The 20,767-nt window shown below is 40.7% G+C and carries 13 protein-coding genes; 6 read left to right on the top strand and 7 right to left on the bottom strand.

Translation table 11 applies throughout. The annotated features are described in order from the left end of the window. Positions 1–151: 151 nt before the first annotated feature. From prmA to gltS, 5 genes are all read left to right on the top strand, one after another. Complete coding sequence (prmA, locus tag NE535_RS17065; protein ID WP_261299796.1) at positions 152–1,033, top strand: 50S ribosomal protein L11 methyltransferase; 882 nt, start codon at positions 152–154, stop codon at positions 1,031–1,033. Positions 1,034–1,308: 275 nt separating this feature from the next. Next, complete coding sequence (dusB, locus tag NE535_RS17060; protein ID WP_188840060.1) at positions 1,309–2,271, top strand: tRNA dihydrouridine synthase DusB; 963 nt, start codon at positions 1,309–1,311, stop codon at positions 2,269–2,271. A gap of 23 nt (positions 2,272–2,294) precedes the next feature. Then, positions 2,295–2,600, top strand: coding sequence for a DNA-binding transcriptional regulator Fis (gene fis, locus NE535_RS17055; protein ID WP_011494902.1), 306 nt, complete (start codon positions 2,295–2,297; stop codon positions 2,598–2,600). 364 nt (positions 2,601–2,964) lie between these two features. After that, positions 2,965–3,450 carry a VOC family protein gene (locus tag NE535_RS17050; RefSeq protein WP_261299795.1) on the top strand — a complete coding sequence of 162 codons (486 nt, stop codon included), beginning with the start codon at positions 2,965–2,967 and terminating at the stop codon, positions 3,448–3,450. Positions 3,451–3,877: 427 nt separating this feature from the next. Further along, positions 3,878–5,101, top strand: coding sequence for a sodium/glutamate symporter (gltS, locus tag NE535_RS17045; protein WP_261299794.1), 1,224 nt, complete (start codon positions 3,878–3,880; stop codon positions 5,099–5,101). Positions 5,102–5,319: 218 nt separating this feature from the next. On the opposite strand, the gene NE535_RS17040 is transcribed toward gltS, so the two are convergent. The 7 genes from NE535_RS17040 to NE535_RS17010 form a co-directional block, all read right to left on the bottom strand. After that, positions 5,320–6,939 carry a methyl-accepting chemotaxis protein gene (locus NE535_RS17040; RefSeq protein ID WP_261299793.1) on the bottom strand — a complete coding sequence of 540 codons (1,620 nt, stop codon included), beginning with the start codon at positions 6,937–6,939 and terminating at the stop codon, positions 5,320–5,322. 369 nt (positions 6,940–7,308) lie between these two features. Continuing rightward, positions 7,309–8,661: an FAD-binding oxidoreductase gene (locus NE535_RS17035; RefSeq protein ID WP_261299792.1), complete on the bottom strand. Its 1,353-nt coding sequence runs from the start codon at positions 8,659–8,661 to the stop codon at positions 7,309–7,311. Positions 8,662–8,739: 78 nt separating this feature from the next. Beyond that, entirely contained in the window at positions 8,740–10,398 is a 1,659-nt protein-coding gene (gene hcp / locus NE535_RS17030) for a hydroxylamine reductase (protein ID WP_261299791.1), read from the bottom strand. A 514-nt stretch (positions 10,399–10,912) separates the two neighbouring features. After that, entirely contained in the window at positions 10,913–12,490 is a 1,578-nt protein-coding gene (locus tag NE535_RS17025) for an FG-GAP repeat domain-containing protein (protein ID WP_261299790.1), read from the bottom strand. 46 nt (positions 12,491–12,536) lie between these two features. Beyond that, positions 12,537–13,319: an EcsC family protein gene (locus NE535_RS17020; RefSeq protein ID WP_261299789.1), complete on the bottom strand. Its 783-nt coding sequence runs from the start codon at positions 13,317–13,319 to the stop codon at positions 12,537–12,539. 341 nt (positions 13,320–13,660) lie between these two features. After that, positions 13,661–14,158, bottom strand: a complete 498-nt coding sequence (locus NE535_RS17015; protein WP_261299788.1) for a peptidylprolyl isomerase — start codon at positions 14,156–14,158, stop codon at positions 13,661–13,663. 31 nt (positions 14,159–14,189) lie between these two features. Beyond that, a complete protein-coding gene (locus NE535_RS17010; RefSeq protein WP_261299787.1) occupies positions 14,190–15,239 on the bottom strand; it encodes an HD domain-containing phosphohydrolase in 1,050 nt (349 codons plus the stop codon). Positions 15,240–15,747: 508 nt separating this feature from the next. On the opposite strand from NE535_RS17010, the gene NE535_RS17005 reads away from it, so the two are divergent. Continuing rightward, the gene (locus NE535_RS17005) at positions 15,748–20,763 is read left to right on the top strand and encodes an ATP-binding protein (RefSeq protein ID WP_261299786.1); all 5,016 of its coding nucleotides are present in this window, start codon (positions 15,748–15,750) and stop codon (positions 20,761–20,763) included. Positions 20,764–20,767: the final 4 nt, after the last annotated feature.

Raw genomic sequence — 20,767 nt, 5'->3', positions numbered from 1 at the left:
TACCTCAAGATTTCAGTCTAATAAGTAAAATAATTCGCTCTTAAAGCAGACGGTAAGAGATAAAATTCACACGAAGGTGCACATCTATTAACTGGTTTGGGTATAATAGACGTCATTAACTACCCATTTTATCAAAGATTAGGAACACCCCATGGCTTGGATCCAATTACGCATTCACACTCACCGTGACAATGCCGACATGTTAGGCGACTTATTAATGGATCAGGGTTCAGTTTCCATTACCTATGAAGATGGACAAGATGAGCCAATTTTTGAGCCTAAACTGGGTGAAACACCGCTTTGGCAAGATACGGTATTAATTGCTTTATTTGATGCTGGAACCAATTTAGCTCCGACAATTGAATTTTTAGAATCTATGCCGTTTTTGGGTAAAGGTTTTACCCACAAAATAGAACAAGTAGAAGATAAAGATTGGGTACGTGAGTGGATGGACAGCTTCCACCCAATTCAATTTGGACAACGATTATGGATTTGCCCAAGCTGGCGTGAAATTCCTGATCCTAAAGCGGTTAACGTGATCCTTGATCCTGGCCTAGCCTTTGGTACCGGCACTCACCCTACCACAGCCTTATGTCTAGAATGGTTAGATAGCTTAGATTTATCCGATCAAGAAGTGATCGACTTTGGCTGCGGCTCAGGTATTTTGGCCATAGCGGCAATTAAACTTGGCGCGAAAAAAGTCACAGGTGTGGATATTGATTACCAAGCCATCGACGCATCAACCGCTAACGCCGAACGTAACGATGTGGCCGATAAACTGTCACTTTACTTGCCAGAAGATCAACCAGAAAATCTACAGGCGGATGTGTTAGTCGCTAACATTCTTGCAGGTCCACTCAAAGAACTTGCCCCGCTGATTGCTGAAAAAGTAAAAACTGGAGGCAAATTAGCCCTATCAGGTTTACTGCAAGAACAGGCACAAGAAGTTTCTGATTTTTACAGCCAGTGGTTTGATATGGAACCCGCTTGCTATAAAGAAGATTGGACACGTTTAAGCGGTACACGCAAATAACCCATTTTTAACCCCATAGACGTGTTTATGACAAAATTTGCATCCATCATTCACACGTCTATTGCTTCATTTAACCCAATAATCACCTCGCTGTAACACGCACCAGTGCTCAAAAAGTCAAATTAATTGTTTAAAAACCGCACAATTATCACAAATCGTAGCCTAAGCACAAAAGTCAAGTAAAAAAGTTTTATTTAGGTCATTTATTGACCTTTTCAAGCCCGTAAAAAAGGGCTACTATAGCGCCCCTTTGAAGAGCAAGGTGAATAAAGCAAATGCGAATTGGCCCTTATCAACTGTCGAATCAGCTGATTGTGGCACCAATGGCAGGTGTCACCGATCAAGCCTTCCGCAACCTCTGTTTACGTTATGGCGCAGCTTTAGCGGTATCAGAAATGTTGTCGTCTAATCCAGATGTTTGGGATTCAGATAAAAGCCGTGTGCGTATGGCGCACTCAGGTGAAGAAGGAATACGCTCCGTACAAATAGCAGGTGCAGATCCTGATTTAATGGCCAATGCCGCTCAGTTCAATGTTGAACAAGGCGCGCATATCATTGATATCAATATGGGCTGCCCAGCAAAAAAAGTGAATAAAAAGTTAGCCGGTTCAGCACTGATGCAAAACCCTTGCTTAGTAAAAGAGATTTTACAAGCAGTGGTAAGTGCAGTTGATGTCCCTGTTAGCCTAAAAATTCGCACTGGGTGGGACCCTGATAATCGTAATGGGATCCAAATCGCCCAAATTGCCCAAGATTGTGGCATTGCTTCGCTAGCGGTTCATGGCCGTACCCGACAATGTATGTATAAAGGTTTTGCTGAATACGACACAATTAAAGCAATAAAACAGAATATCTCGATTCCTGTTGTTGCCAATGGCGATATAGACAGCCCCGAAAAAGCCAAGTTTGTACTTGATTACACGGGCGCTGACGCGGTGATGATAGGAAGAGGTGCACAAGGAAGGCCCTGGATTTTTAAAGAAATTCAGTACTACTTGGAAACAGGTAAAAAGTTAGCGCCAATTAAGGCCGAAGAGCAGCGTTTAATCATGCTTGAACACCTTAATAAACTTTACGAATTATATGGCGAGTACAAAGGTGTCCGTTTTGCGAGAAAGCACATCGGGTGGTACCTAAACCAAGAAGAACAACGCCAATGGCGTGCTGACTTCAATCGGCTTGAAACCGCTGTCCAACAACATTCCTTTGTGGAATGTTATTTTGAAGAATTAGTGTAAAATTAATTAAAGAGCAGAATAGAATGTTTGATCAGACAACTAACACAGAAGTTCACCAGCTTACCGTAGGCAAAATCGAAACAGCAAACGGCACTATCAAGCCGCAGTTATTACGCGACGCAGTAAAACGCGCCGTAACCAACTTCTTCTCTCAGTTAGACGGTCAGGAAGCTTCAGAAGTGTATGAAATGGTATTAAGTGAAGTTGAAGCACCTTTACTAGACATCATCATGCAACACACTCGTGGCAACCAAACTCGCGCAGCGAACATGTTAGGTATCAACCGTGGTACTTTACGTAAGAAGCTAAAGAAATATGGCATGAACTAAGACTTAACGTCTCAGTGATTGTAAGAAAACGGGCTTTCCAGCAATGGAAAGCCCGTTTTTGCTTATATGTACACCCACATGTACCCCCTTCTATTTAACGCCTATCTGATCACAACCAATAATAACGATAAAGCCACTTGGAACATTTGAGCGAATATTCACCATTTAATCATGTTGCTCAAAGGGTTAAGCTGCTCTTTAAGCAACATGATAATCACTTATTTCTATACTCAGCACTATTAATAAATTTAAATTATTAAAATGAGAATTTTTGATAATTTCACGAACATAAAAAACATCCATATACTTCACTCATCAGCACGAACAAGCAACAAATTCACCAATTAGATAAAGGTAAATTAATATGAAGATGAGTCATGTAGGTATTATGGTTGGCAATATGGATAAAGCGGTTGAGTTTTATACCAAAGCGTTAGGACTTGAAATTGTGATGGACAAATCTGCCGTCGCTGAAGAGAAAGAAACGGCCATTGGTAGAATGTGTATAGCGGTTTTCGGTGAAGGTTTTAAAGGCTTTAATATCGCCCACCTTGTTACATCTGATGGCATCGGCTTTGAACTGTTTGAAATGAAAGATAGACAAGAAAAGCATCATGTCGACTTCAGTCGCATTGGTATCTTTCATTACTGTTTAGAGACCAAGGATTTTGAAGGTGTAATCAAGCGCGTAGAACAATTTGGCGGTAAAGTCAGAATGGACATTATGCGTTATCACCCTGAAGATGATAGTAAACCATATCAAATGGTTTACTTAGAAGACCCATTTGGCAACCTTTTTGAACTTTACTCGCATTCATATTCGGAAACTTATTCTTCTGAATACGAATAAATAAGCAAATATTCTACTCAGGCGGTGGTCAATGAATATCCATTGACCACCGATGTGTTCTTCACTTAAAGCTGCCAGTATGCACAAAAGAGGTGTTTTTATAGGCGAATTATATGCTGTTGATACTTGAGCCCTACGTTGTTAATTTATTGCTCCGAATTACCTGTAAAAAGAAGGTTATATCCGTTAACAAACGCCGACAATAAATATAATTTACTTATCATGATGACAAAAAATAACATCTCCCATACCAATCAATAACTTAAACCAGTGAAATATACTGCCAAACAAGACTTTTTCGGGATCTTATGTCAGAATAAGTGATTGCATTCTGCTTGTGGATACCCTCCATTCAAGTGATTTATTTTATTCGCGTTTATACTTTTATAATTAAATATATCAGGCCAATCTACTGACTAGGAGTCTTATGGATACCATCTTCACTATTGGCGAGCTCGAATCATTTCTCATTGCCTTATTGGTATTGTTTATTGGTCATTCAGTTAATCGTCATGCTCCTTTTTTGCGCAAATACAACATCCCAGAACCCATAGTCGGGGGCTTAATTATTGCGACTATTATCACAGTCCTTCACTTCCAAAACATACATTTACAGTTTTCACTGTCAATGCAAAACACCCTAATGTTGATGTTTTTCAGCTCAGTAGGATTAGCAGCTAGTTACAAACTACTGATGAAAGGTGGCGCTAAAGTGTTCCTATTTTTAGGGGTTGCCTCTGTTTATATTGTGATTCAAAACGCCGTCGGGGTCAGTCTTGCCTCCGCGCTAGGCCTAGAGCCGATTATGGGCTTAATTGCAGGCTCGATTACCTTATCGGGCGGACACGGTACTGGTGCAGCCTGGGCACAAACCTTTGAGCAAGATTACGGTATCCAAACATTTGAGTTTGCTATGGCCGCTGCAACCTTTGGATTAGTCATGGGTGGCATTATTGGTGGTCCTGTTGCACAACGGCTGATTAATAAAAACCAACTAATATCTTCTTTTGGATTGGGAAAAAAACATCACAAATCGCATCCTGATTTAGTCACTTACGACCAACTTGAAGAAGACAGAGTTACCGCAAAAAGTATTTTAGAAGTGCTATTTATTATGTTGCTTTGTGTTGCTGGTTCTCAATGGACTAGCCATCTGGTGGCGACGTTTAATCTGACATGGTTAAAAATGCCTGACTTTGTTTATGCTTTATTTTTCGGTGTTGTGATCACCAATATCACTGAAGTCTCTCGTGGTTATAAAATTAACCGTGAATCAGTGGATGTACTTGGTACAGTTGCATTAGCGTTGTTTTTATCAATGGCATTAATGAATTTAAAACTGTGGGAAATATTTGATTTAGCGATTCCGCTGCTGATTATTTTAATGGCGCAAACCATCATCTTAGGGGTATTTGCTTACTTTGTTACCTTTAAAGTGATGGGGAGTAACTATGATTCAGCGGTAATGGCAGGTGGTCATTGTGGGTTTGGAATGGGCGCAACACCTACTGCGGTAATGAATATGGGCGCGTTAGTATCACGCACAGGCCCATCGCCACAAGCTTTTATGGTAGTGCCAATAGTAGGCGCATTCTTCATTGATATCGTAAATGCCATTATCCTACAGGGATATTTAAGCTTTATCGGTTAAGTAGTCATCTCACATTCAAAGGTAGATAGAATCCCCCTATGCCAGACAGTGTCTTGCATAGGGATATTGAGATTGCTGAGTAACCTTGGTTAATTGTCGTTTGAGTTAAATCGTCACAGTTTATTAGCCTGATAAACCAAGCTCCCATCTCATTTAAGCAATATTAAAGGCAGCTTTTTGGCTGCCTTTAATATTGCTTAAATGAAAGAAACTAAAGATTAAATCTCAAACTTTTTAATTTCTGCCTCAAGTTTGTAAGTTAATTGCTTCACTTCTTCACTCACACTGTGGGCTTGAGCAGATACGGTATTGGTTTTTGATGCTGTATCGGCAATCACCACAATCCGCTGGGCTGAATCTTCTCCTGCGGCTAGCTGCTCTGTGGCCGCTTCAGAAATCTGCTGACTCATATGAGCAATATCAGATAACGACTGAGCAATATTTTTAAGCTCATCGGTCACTCGCGCCGATTTAGTTACGGTTTCCTCACTAGTTGCGATACTTTGCACCACAGATGCCTTGGCATCTTTTGTGGCCTTTTGCAGCTTGTCGATCATTTGCTTAATTTGTTCGGTGCTAGTTTGCGTTCGTTGTGCTAATTGCCTCACCTCATCGGCAACAACAGCAAAACCACGGCCTTGCTCACCCGCTCTGGCAGCTTCAATAGCCGCATTTAAAGCCAATAAATTAGTTTGTTCAGCGATCCCTTGGATCACCAACAATACGCTGGCAATGTTATTGACCTCGTCATCCAATACTTGAATATTTTTTCCGGCGCTTTCAATTTGGTTTTCTAATAAAGAAATGGTGGTGGCAGATTCTTGGGTCAATCGATGGGCATTGATGCCTTGCTTTTCGGCTGCATTAACCGATTCTGCAGCTTGCTTTGCATGCTCTACCACGTTTGCCGATGATGCGGTTAATTCAGTAATCGCTGAGGCGACCATTTGAGTTTCATCGTGCATTGCACGGGTGAGTTGGTCTAACTCATTTGAGCGTTTCGCTGACCCATCAGCCTGATGATGTAAAATATCAGTCACATTTTTAATGCCTTGCACCACACCTTGCAAGCCAACTTGCATGTAATTCATTGCCCCTACCACACTGTCATCTTGGGCATTGGCAAAGCTGGATTGCTGACGTAAATTCCCGCGAGACACACTTAATACAAACTGATGTACCTGCTCAATTTCAGCCCCCAAAGAGTGACGCAATTTGAAACCAAATCGAGCTAAACTGAGCGATAACACAATGGCGATAATAATGGCAAATGTCAGCAAACCACTTGCGACAGACCAATACCGAGCATCGGCCTCGGCATAACTGATCCCAGTGCCAACATACCAATGCCACAAGTCTGATTGCTGTACCACTGACGTTAAGGCCACCACTTTGCCTTCACGTTCTGAAGTCCATTCATAGGTGATAATTTTACCCGTTTGACTGCCCACGAGTTGTTGCACCATGCGGCCGATACTTTTGCCATTGGCATCAACAAAATCATTAAAGCTGGTGCCATGTAGTTGTGGGTCATGGGGGGTCGCCACAAAATCCATATGATTATCGACAACATAAACATACTCTGAATCATGGTATTTGTTTTCACGCAGAACCTGTATTGCTAACGCTTTCGCCTGAGTTTCGGTAAGTTCACCTGATCGTTGAAATTGTTCGAATTGAGTCACAATATTGGCCGTACTGCGCATTAATTGATTAATGCGGGCAATATTATCACTGTGACTGGAGTCGGATAACGCATGCAAACCACCGAATGCGATACCAAGAGTAGAGACAAATAGCAGGGTAGCAAATAATATTATTTTTGTTTTCAATGTCATAGAACAACCTTACTTCAGTTGGCATGCAGAGTTATTATTTTTAGGCTTAACCTGTCTACTACACCACAAAAATGACAGCGATGTCATTAAGTTTTTAACATCAACACAACAATATTTATGATGGATGATAAATAACCTCAGCTCGGGATAATAAATGAATTTCAAACAGTCTTTTGCACCGCTAACAGCGTTGAATTAACTGCAATAGGCCAGCTATTGACGCGTAAATTAACCTTGCTATCAGTACAAAGTTCAAGTTTGACTGTAAGTGATTGAGTGTCCGTTGTTAAAAGCTCATTTGTTTATCTGTTAACCCGAATACAAATAAGCCTGCTATGGCAGACTTATTTGTAAAACATAAAACAACCGCTATAAGGTTAAATTGACATCAGACGTAATCTTGGTTGAGCAGGCTAAAACAAAGCCAGAGGCGACTTCATCTGTGGTTAATGTGGCAGTACTACTCGTGACAACACTGCCTGTGGTGACTTGGCATTTACAGGCACCGCACACGCCATTTCGACACGCTGCAATAATGGGTAAACCTTGGGCTTCAATCCCCTCCAGTAGGGTTTGATCACTACCAAGTGGAAAATCTTTATCGGCGATTTTTAACATAAAGCCCCCCGCAGCAGCATGCTCGCTCGGGCTAAGTAATACTTTATTTGCAACTGTGCGAGGTGCGCTAGCGAAGCTTTCTTGATAAAAGTTAGTCATATTAAATTTTGCCTGTTGCAACATGGCTTTTACCGCTGCCATATATGGCTCTGGCCCACAAATAAACACAGTTCGCGACTGATAATCAGGCACCAAATTGGCTAGCTTACTAATATCTAATCGCCCCAAAGCACATTGTATATTGCGATTACTATCAATCACTTTTTGCTTGGCGGTTATATCTTCTAACACGTAACTTAACGATAAACTGTCACATCGTGCGGCCATAGTCGCCATCGTTTCTGCAAATATAATATCGTCAGCACTGCGCGCGCTATGCACAAATGCAATGTCGCTGCCCACTGCAGTATCACATAGCCAACGCGACATAGAGTGCATCGGCGTCACCCCACTTCCAGCACTTAAAAACAGATATTTATCTGCTTGAATATCAATAATATTAAAGGCGCCATCTGGGCCCACTACGGTCACTTCATCATTAACATTTAATTGATCTGCTAGATAATTAGACACTAATCCGCCTTCAATTTGTTTAATGGTCACAATCAATGAATAAGGGCGTGAAGGTGATGAAGCTATGGTGTAACTGCGGTAAACGGGCTTACCGTCTATTTCAAGCTTGAAGGTGATAAATTGCCCTGGTTTATAGTGAAACTTTACCGGTTCAACACCTTGAAATCGAAAACTCACTACGTCATGGGTTTCGTGCCATTTTTCAACGCAGCGTAATATGACTTCACCCCGCAGCCAATTATCTGCAGCCAGTAATTTAGCCGCATTAACTGACGTTGCTTCAGAAACGTTAGTTTTCGTTCCTAAAGAGGATAACGCGCCTGTCATCGAAAACCCCGCAGGTTTAGCTGTTGTCGATGTGGCGTTTAATTGCTTGTCAGTTTGCGCTGTTGCCAATGCATTTGAAAATGAAAAGCCACCAGCTATAGGCGTGGCTGGCTTAAGTGACTTGTCGGCTGTCGATAATGACGAGGTTTTCTCGGTTTGAGCGGAGGCTAACGCGGCTGAAAATGAAAATCCTGAGGCTGTCATAAAACACCTTTACACTAAACAAATAACCATAAAAAACGGCGATAAAAGCCTAACACTTTAATCGCCGTCCAACCTATATTACGCCGCAGTCATCATGGCTTTTAAATCGGTTGCAACATCAGTTGTGGTGCGTAACCCAAACTGTTGTTCTAAGATGTTGGCTAGGTTTTCAGTTAAGAAACCTGGGGCACTTGGACCAGTACGAATGTTTTTAACCCCTAAAGATAACAAGGTTAACAACACCACAATCGCTTTTTGCTCAAACCACGACAACACTAAACTTAATGGCAATTCATTTATGTCGCACTCAAACACATCTTTTAACGCTAACGCTAATTGAATTGCAGAGTAGGCATCATTACATTGGCCTACGTCGAGTAAACGTGGAATGCCATTGATATCGCCAAATTCCAATTTATTAAACTTATACTTACCACAACCTAGTGTAAGGATAAGTGAATCATCAGGTACTGATTTAGCTAGGTCAGTAAAGTAACTGCGCTCAGCTTTATCTCCGTCACAGCCACCGATTAAGAAGAAGTGTTTAATAGAACCATTTTTGACATTTTCAACCACAGTTGGCGCAGCGGCCATCAGTGCGTTGCGCGCAAAGCCAATGGTGATCATATGAGGAATTTCGTCATATTTAAAACCTTCAAGTGATAAGGCTTTGTCGATCACTGCGCTGAAATCTTCACCTTCAATGTGGCTTACTCCAGGCCAACCCACAATGCTACGGGTAAAAATTCGGTCAGAGTAATCGCCCACGTTAGGGTCAATAATACAGTTTGACGTCATCACCACCGCACCAGGGAAGTTAGAGAATTCTTTTTGCTGGTTTTGCCAAGCGCTACCAAAATTACCCACTAAATGGGAATACTTTTTAAAGGCTGGATACGCTAATGCAGGCAGCATTTCACCGTGGGTGAAAACGTTAATCCCTTTACCTTCGGTTTGTTGCAAGATTAGCTCTAGATCTTTCATGTCATGACCAGAGACTAAAATCGCTTTACCTTTCACAATTTTAGTATTGACTTGAGTTGGCTCTGGGTGACCAAATGCTGTCGTTTCGCCAGTATCTAACATCGCCATCACACGATAATTAAGCTGACCAATTTGCATTGCAGTGTTAAAAAGCTTATCCACATCAACCGAATCTTCACCTAAAAAGGCCATGATTTGATGGAATTCAGCAGCAATATCAGCATCAGTTTGATCAAGTACGCGGGCATGCTCCATATAAGCCGCTGCCCCTTTCAAACCGTAAAGACATAACAAACGTAACCCTAAAATATCTTCATGTACTTCACCACGATTGAGTAAAGCCACTGGTGCTTGCTCTAACATTTCAAGTTTACTTGCAGCAAGGTTTAAGGTGCCTTGTGCTGGGATCACTACCGCATCAATGCCCTTTTCTTGGCAAGCTGCTTCATAAGCCGTTTTTAATTGCTCACGGTAAGCTTGGGCTTGTTGGGCATAACCGATTAAACGGTCATCATCAAAGTTCACGTTAGTCAGGGTTGAGAAGAATGCTTTAGGCACAAACGTGTCAATGTTGCCATTTACAATACCCATCTCGCGGGCTTTGACTGCATAAGCTGATACGCCTTGCAGCATGTAAATTAGCAAGTCTTGTAGATCGGATGTTGAAGCTAACTTGCCACACATACCTTGAGAATAACTACAGCCATTTCCCGCTGGGGTTTTAATTGTTTGCTCACATTGTACACAAAACATAACACACTCCTGCTTTACTTATTTAATCATGTATAATTTTTACATGTTTTAGCGCAGTTTACTCTTTACAGCGTAAAGCTAAAGACTCTTTTGCGTTCAATGTGTGTTTTTATGATCGCTATCACGTTAAGAAAATGCTTAAGTATTTGTGGCAAGGTTGCTGTAATTAACCAAACACAAGCATTGCAATCAGAATAATATTTACCCTTGAATATTTTGCCGAAAGCATTGTCAGGGCAACTGTCGATGCGGATAGATTGATATGAAAAATAATCTAAACAAAGGCTTATATGTCTAGATTTTCAATTGCAGACGGTACTGAATAATACTGATACTCGCATCAAGGGGGTAAGTGCAATGCAAGCGAATGACTCTCCTGCACCGCACTAAGAGATAGGCTAACAGTTTAATTGACCTGTTCAGGTCAACAAGACAAAAACAAAGACTGTCAATGCTGAGCTAGTACAGCTGAGTGCTATCTATAATTGCGACCAACTCATTATGGCCTTCAACCTTATTGAGCGACAAACACAATCACCTTACGCTGCATCTCTTTGGCATCCTGGCGGCCATAATGCACCACTAAATCCTCTTTTCCATCGTGATTGATATCTGTTACCGACACCATTGAACCTTCTGTTGGCAAGGTAAAGGCTAACTCATCACTGCTTCTCGCAAATGGCGAGTCACCACTTTGGCCTTGAAATATTTTTAGGCGTTTTTCGGTATCGGACAACAATAACTCTTTAAATCCATCACCATTTAAATCGCCTAAGGTAATCACAGGCTCACCGGTTTGACCTGACGTTAAGCTAAAACTTAACTCCACTTCTTTGGTAACATTAGCTTGTTTAGGAAACTGAAATGCATTGTCCATTTTGAATACGTACACATCTTGATCAATACTGCCTGACAGCAATGCCCCGACAACTTGAGATACGCCAATATCAAACCCTGACACCACAACTTCAAATTGGTTATCTTTGTTTAAATCAACAAAACTTAGCCCTGTTAATGTACCGTCAGCTCGGATGACACTGCTAGGTTTTCGGCCAAAACTGAGTACATTATTTTTGTTGCTGCCAAGGTAGACTTCGTAGTCATTACTGCGATCAAATACCCCGCTACTTTTGGTGTATCTAATCACTAAATCGGTTATGCCATCAGCATTGATATCGGCAATTTTTTCTACTTTTCGATACAGCAAATCACTTTGATCTAACTGCCGACCATAGGCATCACGCTTCTTCCACCAATCCACGCCACTAATGGGCTGACTGACTGAAATAAATGTTGCGTTAGGTGTAAACTGGCCATTATCTTTTTGAAAATACACTTCTAATAAACCTTCGCCAACTTTAATAATGTCATCACGATTATCAAAATTCGCATCGGAAAAATACAATTCTGGCTGGCTATATTCCGCTCCACTATCGGTTAATTCAATGTTTGGTAAAAGTGGTAATGACTGCAAGGTAAAGGTTTGTAAGTCGCTAACGGGATTATTATTTGCCAGTAGTAGGTGTAGAGTTTTAAAGTCACTCAAAACGATATCTGCAATACCATCATTATTGATATCTTTTACAAAATTACCACGGGAAATATAATCGGCTTTAGGAGTTAACGTAATAGAACTGATTGGTGCAACTTTATTAATTTGACCTTGGGTTGATTCTTCTGAGATGGCTGCCAACACCGGATGACCTGGCTGATACTGCCACAAGCTATCTGCGCTCAAAAAGTACAGTTTTTGTAGCTGAAGTTTTTCACTTTCCTCTTCGGGTTGATAGACATCGTAACGAAACAATGAGGGATCAATAGGCTGTTTATCAAGTAAACTCAGCTTGTCCTCTTTGAAACCATACACATACAACCAACGCTGATATTTTTCATCTACGCCAATCACGACAAGTTCATTACCTTCGTTGTCCATAATATTGGCTGATATAACGGGTTGAACCAGTTCAATGTCCGCCTCAAGGGTATATTCTAAAAAAGTGAGTTTTTCATTGGCGACTGCGACACCTGTACTCAACGCTGATAACAAGACTGTTGAGCCAATAATCCCTTTAACCATGGTGGGTAATCTCATTGTTATTCTGTCCTTGATGTTGATGAAAGTGCTGACATAGTCTGTATTACTGAATCGCCTCGTAACACTCCCTTATCTGTTGTTCGCCATATTTTCGTTCTAATCCACGAACAACAAAATGACCTCTAGCCATATCCTGAAAATGATCAATAAATAATGTATTGATGATGGCACCGCCTGCTGCGCCAATAGCAGGTACGGCTTGCGCCGCTATTTTTTGGGTCACTTGCACGCCAAATCGTTCGGCCACTATTGTGACAATTTTTACCATCATTGGCGCGGCTTCTTTACTGAACCCTTTGGTTGCTACATATTGCGCTGATTCAGCTATTGAATTAGCTAATACGGTGCGAACGGCAAAATAGCCCGTTTCTGCTTGATCATCATCAAGACTTTCCCCCCCAAACGCAAACACTTCTATGCAGGCCATTTTGGTTGCTAAATCGCTCAACTGCTCACCTTCACTGCGAGCAATGTCGGCTATTGAACGTAACATGATGGTGGTTGAAATAGGTAACTCAATCGCTAAGGCACTTAAACCAAAAAAGCCGCCGACACCGCCGCTCAGTGCGACACCAAGCTTGTGCCATTTATCGGAAGACTGTGTGTATGACGCATCTTTTAAGGTAAACAGTGCCGCATCAACCGCTTTGGTTAATGCCATTTGAGTGATTTTACCAATGCCATTGCTCACGGTTTTAGGTAATAAAGCAAAACCGTGTTCAATCGGTTTACCTATTGCATCAGTAATTTTGGCGGCCAGCCCAGGATTTTCTAGCAATTGCTTTGCTTGCTTTAAACGCTGAAAATCGGTGTCAGAAAGCTGCATAGTGTCCTTAATCTAGTGAGTACAAGTATTAGCAATAAAGCGGCATTCATAGTTTTAACATTAATAAGCAGAATAATGAAGAAGCTAGCGGGGTAAGATTAAAGGGAAATGAAACAAACAATGAAAAACGATAAATAACAGCGTCTTATTAAATCTACAATATGGTTAGTCTTGACTAATAAACACTTAGAAAACACCAAAAATGTCGGCTATTTACCCGTTAAAAATGGCATTTGAGTATAAAGATAAAAATCATCGCCATAAAAGAGGACTAACAACAGGCTGTGTTAGTCCATTTCATATTCACCGCCTATTGTACTAGCGGTTAAGTGATCACTCGTCTATTCAACTATGGTGACAGACTCAATCATAATAGGTGTTTTAGGCACATCTTCATGGCCCGCTTTAGTCGTTGTTTTTACCTTTTCAATTTGCTTAACCACGTCAATGCCAGCAATGACTTTACCAAAAACGGCATACCCCCAACCATTATTGGTGGTTGCGGTATGATCAAGAAAGCTGTTGTTAGCAGTATTGATAAAAAATTGCCCGGTAGCCGAATGCGGTGCATCTGTGCGTGCCATTGCAATGGTGCCTAATACATTGCTTAGCCCACGATTAGCCTCATTCACAATCGGCGCGTGGGTGGGTTTTTCTTCCATATTGGCGGTAAAGCCCCCGCCTTGAATCATAAAACCTTTAATCACACGATGAAAAATAGTCTGTTCGTAAAAGCCTTCCTGACAATATCTTAAAAAGTTTTTTGAACTCACGGGCGCTTTTTCTAGATCAATTTCAATGTGAATATCGCCAACGTTAGTGGTGAAAATAATGGTCATAATGGCTCGTTAATTTAAAGGTAAAAAAGGATTAACTCATCGGTTGTTCTGGCGATTCAGGTTCCCAAAACTGTAATTTTATTTGTTCGACTTTATCGCGACATGCTAAAAAAGCCGTCACTAAATCGGGATCAAATTGTTTACCTGCACCGTCAGCAATATAATCTAATGCAGTTTGTGTCGGCCATGGTTTTTTATAGGGTCGAGTAGACGTTAACGCATCAAACACATCAACTATGGCAACGATTCTGGCACTTAAAGGAATATCTTTACCACTTATGCCAGTTGGGTAGCCATTACCATTCCAATGTTCATGGTGATATAACGCGATTTCTTTTGCCATAACCAGCAATGGGGCGTTATCGTCATCCTCTAAAATTTCAGCACCCAGTATGGGATGTCGCTGCATAATGGTGCGTTCATCGTCAGTTAGCCTACCCGGCTTTAATAAAATGGCATCTGGGATACCAATCTTGCCAATATCATGCATAGGCGAAGCATGCAAAATGTGCTCGCACCATGTGTCAGTAGCACCGATATGCTGCGCCAACATCTGGCTTAAATGACCGATTCTAACAATATGTAAGCCGGTTTCATTATCCCTAAATTCAGCAGCTCGACCTAATTTAAGGATAATTTTATGGCGAGTGTTTTCTAGTTCTTTAGTTCGTAATTTGACTAGATCTTCAAGCTGCCTAGCTTGATTTGCCAATGCTAATTGATTTTTGACTCTAACCGTTAACACAGCAGGACTGATTGGTTTACAAATATAATCAACTGCGCCTAATTCTAAACCCGTTTGCTCATCCCATTCTTCCGTTTTAGCCGTGACAAAAATAATGGGGATTCGGCTTGTATTGGGATCAAGCTTTAGTTGCTGACAAACTTCAAACCCATTCATTATTGGCATCATAACATCTAATAAAATGAGGTCTGGAAGCGGTTCCATAAGAGCAAGTTCCAATGCTTTTTGGCCTGATGTCGCAGCTCTTACAGTAAATTTATCTGCTAAAACACCGTGAATAATTCGAATATTATCCGGCATATCATCAACGACTAGAATCGTAGGTTTCACTGTCATTTCATTCACCGCTATCTCTCCAGCTTAATGTCAACATTATCAAACAGCACTGTTATAAAACCCATTATTACCCTCTAGCTATTTTGGTTTATTTTTTAACCAATTATTGGGGGAGCGGGAATATAACTGAAGACGAATAAATAACACACAACAATCATTACAATAACGCCAATACACCCACCAAAAAGCAACAAACATAACAACAAAAACAAACTAACTTAACGCCTCCAGCTATAATTACAATGCATGCATACAAATTAAACAAATAAGTGTTATCTGATATTTAAATGTTTAGTTTATGAGCATTTCATTAAGTATGATTACGGTTATCTTAAATTATAAGGCTAGTATAAAAAGCGACCAAGCAATAGGATTTGATGAGTAAAACATGTGCTATTGTTTTCGACCCAGAGCATCAATCTGCAGTGGCAATACAATGCCGACAAATTCAAAACACGCCCTTAACCAGCTAACCTAAACAGAAACAACATAAAACCAATTGGAATTAATGATGCAAGAAAATGTGATGAACCCGATAAACTTGACTCCAATAAAGTTATACATCAAACACTTAACTGCACTATATTTATTAATTTTGTTGATGTTATTTTCCGTCAATGGGAATAGTACGACATTATCAGACCAATTAACCGCTGTGCCGGCGCTAGCAAACGAATCCGCTTCATCTAAACTTTTGCAACAAACCAAAAGTGCTCTACAAAAGAAGCCCCAAAAAAGCATCACCATGATCCTCGAAGCGGACAGACCGTTCTGGCGTGAAATAGCCACTTACTCTCAATTCGCAGCAAATGATCTCAATGTTCAGCTCAATATTGTTTACAGTGATAACACTAATTCGATGTTGCTCAATTTAAGCCGCAAAGCGATTGAAGCACAAACCGACGGTATCATCATTTCTGAAAATACCGATATTTTACCGACACTGTTAAAAGAGGCTGAAGAGCATCGCATTCCCGTCATTACAATTAATTCCAATTTAAAAGAGTCAAGACGCTCTCTCAAAGCAGACAGTTTAAATTGGATTGCTCGCTTTGGCAGAGATTTAGATTCAGGTCAAAACCTTATAAAACAATTGGTTGACGAAAAAATATCTGCCGATTGGCAACCGAATATTTTAATTTTAGGCGGCAACCCAGACGATATCTCGGTGATCAACAGAGTCAATGACATGGTCGAGTATATTTCTGCACGTTGGAAAAATGCGCCTATTACCATTAAGTACACCAATTGGGACCCACAAATCGCGAGAGAACAATATGCGCTTGCCCGGTCTGAAAACAATGACATCAATTTAGTTGTGGCAATGAATGCGTCATTGGCTAAAGCTGTTGTATTAGAAACCGAGCAACAGCCCTTTTCAAAGCCCCTTATTGGCGCATTAAGTTGGCTTCCTGAATTAATTTCTGACATTCCTGAGCATAAAATCAATGCTGCGACCATAGGCGCAGACATGATGGGAGGATTTGCAACGGTACAGATGTTTGATTATTTAAATGATAATCAGATCAAGCGCCAAGGTTTCGATTACGTGATCCCACCTGTGGTAGTGACAGCGGGTAATTATAAAAGCTATTTGCCATTCTTAAATCTGCAGGACGAAAATATTGATTTTAAAAAAACCTCGCTCACATTTAACCCCAAAAAACTGTTAATGGACTTCAAAGTATCAGATTTGATCAACTCCTATGATGTCCAGCAATTTTTAAATAATTTAACCGCAGAAGAAAAGGCTTTTATTAAGCAGCATCCCATCATTAATCTAGGTGTAGACCCCGATGCCGCGCCGTTAGACTTTATTAATGACAAGGGTGAACAACTCGGTATTATTGCCGACTTTTTGGCCGAAATAAGCCCGCTGCTACCGTTACAATTTAACATCAGCTCCGCAGAAACTTGGCAGCTACTACTAAATGATTTTACTCAACAAAAAATAGATGTGCTTTCACCCGTGTCAGATCATCATTCTCGTGACAAAGACATGTTATTTACCAATGCACTGGCTTACTTTCCCGCGGTGATTGTCACAAGAAACGATGCCGACGAGATCAACGGCCTTGATGACTTAACCGGAAAAAAAGTCGCCGTGGTGGCAGAGGACATTACCGAGGTGCAATTAAAAGCAGAGCATCCTGAGCTGACGGTTGTTTCCTACAACACTTTAGAAGATGTGCTTGATGCCGTTAATCAACATCAAGCCTTTGCAGCCTTTATTCATTATCCATTGGCATCCAATATGTTAGAGGCTTTTGGTCATCACGATTTAAATATTGTTGATTTGTCGGATTATCGATTCGGGGTCTCCATTGGTGTCAGAAAGGACTGGCCTGAACTTAAAAGTATATTAAATAAAGCCTTTGCCTATATCCCTGAGACTCGAAAACAACAGATCAGAGATCGCTGGATTAATGTACGCTACGACTTTGGGATCAAGAGACAACAAGTCATCAATTGGGTTATCAATTTAGCGATTATTCTGACTGTCGTCTTTGGTGTTTTTATCTATTGGAATCGACGTTTAAACAAAGAGATTACCCAGCGCAAACAAACCGAAGAACAGCTTAACCTCAGTAGGGCAAGGTTTCAGTCTCTCTTTGATGTCTCTATTGAAGCTTGTATGTTATCTGATACCGAAGGCACCATACTCGATTGTAACCAAGCCCTTCTCGATTTAGTTTCATACAAAACCAAAAGTGATGTGATAGGCATGCAGCCGACATTATTTTATACCGCCGACGCGAGTCAGCGGCAGCATTTATTCAAAAACCGCTTAGCGCAAACGCTGCAACAAGGGACGCATATTTACGAATCTGAAATGCTGAGTTCAACTGGGCAACATATCCCGATTGAAGCAACCCTTAAAGTTGTCGAATTAGAAGGGCTTCAATGTATTCTTGGCTCCTTTCATGACATCAGCGAAAAATTACGCATTAATAGACTGTTGATTCAAGAGCGCGATGTATTACAAAACATCCTAGGAAAAAGCCCTATTGGTGTATGGATTTGCGTGCAAAATACCTGTCGTTATACCAACAAACGTATCACCGAAATGACCGGGCTAAATATCGGTCATTCCGTCGCGGATATCTTTGCCAACCGCAATGATTTCAATGCCATTTTACAGCTTAATGCTGGGGAAGAATTACAGCTTGAAACACAATTCAAAACACCCAATGGCACCATCAGAGACATCTTTATTACGGCTTACCCTACAATTCACGGTGGCCAAAATGCCAACTTGTGTTGGGCATTAGATATTACCGATGACAAACTCATTCAAACCGAATTAGCAAGTGCAAAAGAAGCTGCGGAATCTGCCAATCAAACAAAGTCTAATTTTTTAGCCAATATGTCGCATGAAATACGTACCCCAATGAACGCTATTCTCGGCATGTCTTATTTAGCATTACAAACTGAGCTGACAGGCAAACAACGTGACTACGTCGATAATGTTCACCGTGCTGCAAGTTCTTTGCTGGGTATTTTGAATGATATTTTAGACTTTTCGAAAATTGAAGCAGACAAAATGGATATCGAATCGGCAGAATTTGATATCTTCGATGTTTTTTCCAATCTAGCTAACATCATCAGCTTCAAAGTTGAAGAGAAAAACATCACTGTTTTATTTGATTTCCCGTCTGATTACCCAAGATTTTATATGGGTGACAGCATGCGACTAGGTCAGATTTTAATCAATTTTTGTAATAATGCGATCAAGTTTTCTCATCCCAATAGCGACATTATTATCAGGGGCAACGCCATACCAAATGGTAAAAATATTGATCTTACTTTTTGCGTCGAAGATTTTGGCATCGGTATACCAAAGCACAAGCAAGCCAAATTATTTGGGTCATTTGAGCAGGTTGATGCCTCTACATCGCGAGAATATGGCGGAACAGGCCTAGGGTTAGCAATCAGTAAGCGCCTTGCACACTTAATGGGAGGTGAGGTTTATCTTGAAAGCGAAGAAGGAAAAGGCAGTCGATTTTACTTAACCCTAACCTTACCCAAAGGTAGAGATCATGATCCAATCATTCGATATGAAGCCGCCAAAGGCAAAACGTTTACCTTAATTGGACTCCCGGCAATCATAACCAATGATTTGGTAAAGCATGCTCATTTTTTTGGTATGCATACAATTGTGGCAGATGAAACAAGTACAGCGCTTGAACAGCAAGGGGCATTCGAGCCAGCATCAGACACCCCAGTTTATGTTATTTGTGATTTTGAAAGTTGCAACACGACGTTATTGGACGTTTTGAGGAAAAATCCGGCATCAAAGCTGGTCATAGTGAATAAACTTTCTGAACAAGATGAAGTCAATGCATTGATGAGTGAAAGTGATCAGATTTTTTCAATCACTAAACCACTAACACCTGCAAGCATGGGTGATGCCGCAGTCAAGCTGATAACGGGCGATGCCCCAACAACAAGTGAATTACATGCCGAACAATCCATGTTCGAGCTTAAATCAAGATTAGCCGGTGCCGAAATATTATTAGTTGAAGATAATTTATTAAATCAAGAGTTAGCAATAGAACTCTTAAGACAAGCAGGTATAAAAGTTACTGTGGCCAATAACGGTATTGAAGCCGTTGAATTAGTCCAAAACCAGCGATTTGATGGCGTACTCATGGATGGTCAAATGCCACTAATGGATGGATATGAAGCCACGAGGCGTATCCGTGCAGATAAACAGTTTACTGACCTACCCATTATTGCAATGACAGCAAATGCCATGAAAGAAGACGTGGACAAAGGCATCGCTGCGGGTATGAACGATCAAATCAATAAACCTGTTCATGTGAAAGACTTATACAGCATCATGGCGCGCTGGATATCACCTAAAAAGCCGTCTCTGGTTGCCAAGAGCAAACAGACAGAATCATCAATCTCAATGCCTAAAATCAATGGACTAGACACCCAAAGAGGCTTGATGTATTGCAACCAAGATTCAAGCTTATATAGCAAATTGTTACGTTCTTTCATCCAAACGGGTGAAACACTTATCAACCAACAAAATCAAGCACTTGCAACAAAAGACTTAGCTGAAATGCAACTAAGTAGCCATACATTGAAAGGAGTCACGGCAAATATTGGGGCAAATGAAGCCAGCCATACTGCCGCTGACATTGAACTGTTAGTTAATAATAGCGATAGCCCTGATTGGCAATTAATTGCAAAAAATACCCATGAGTTACATCAACATCTTACGGTGCTACTAACTGAGCTGGATAAGTGGCATCAAAAAAATCAGCAATTTACAGTTAAACGCGAATTAGATGATGAGGTGATTATGCAAATGCTGACCCAGCTTAATCTTTGTTTAGAACAATATAATACAGAAGCATTAGAGTGGGTTAGCCAGCTAGATGGCATATCGAAGTTAGTACCACACAAATCCTTACTCAAATCATTAAAAAATGATGTTGAGCAATTTGAGTTTGATTTAGCCATCGAAAAACTAACGCAATTAACCACCTCATTGAATTTAGTAAAGGAATAGCTTT

Origin of the sequence: Shewanella holmiensis, from assembly GCF_025370255.1 — a bacterium.
GTDB classification, from domain to species: Bacteria; Pseudomonadota; Gammaproteobacteria; order Enterobacterales; family Shewanellaceae; genus Shewanella; species Shewanella holmiensis.
Note: the sequence above shows the minus strand (reverse complement) of the source record. Positions and strands in the feature narration are given on the sequence as shown.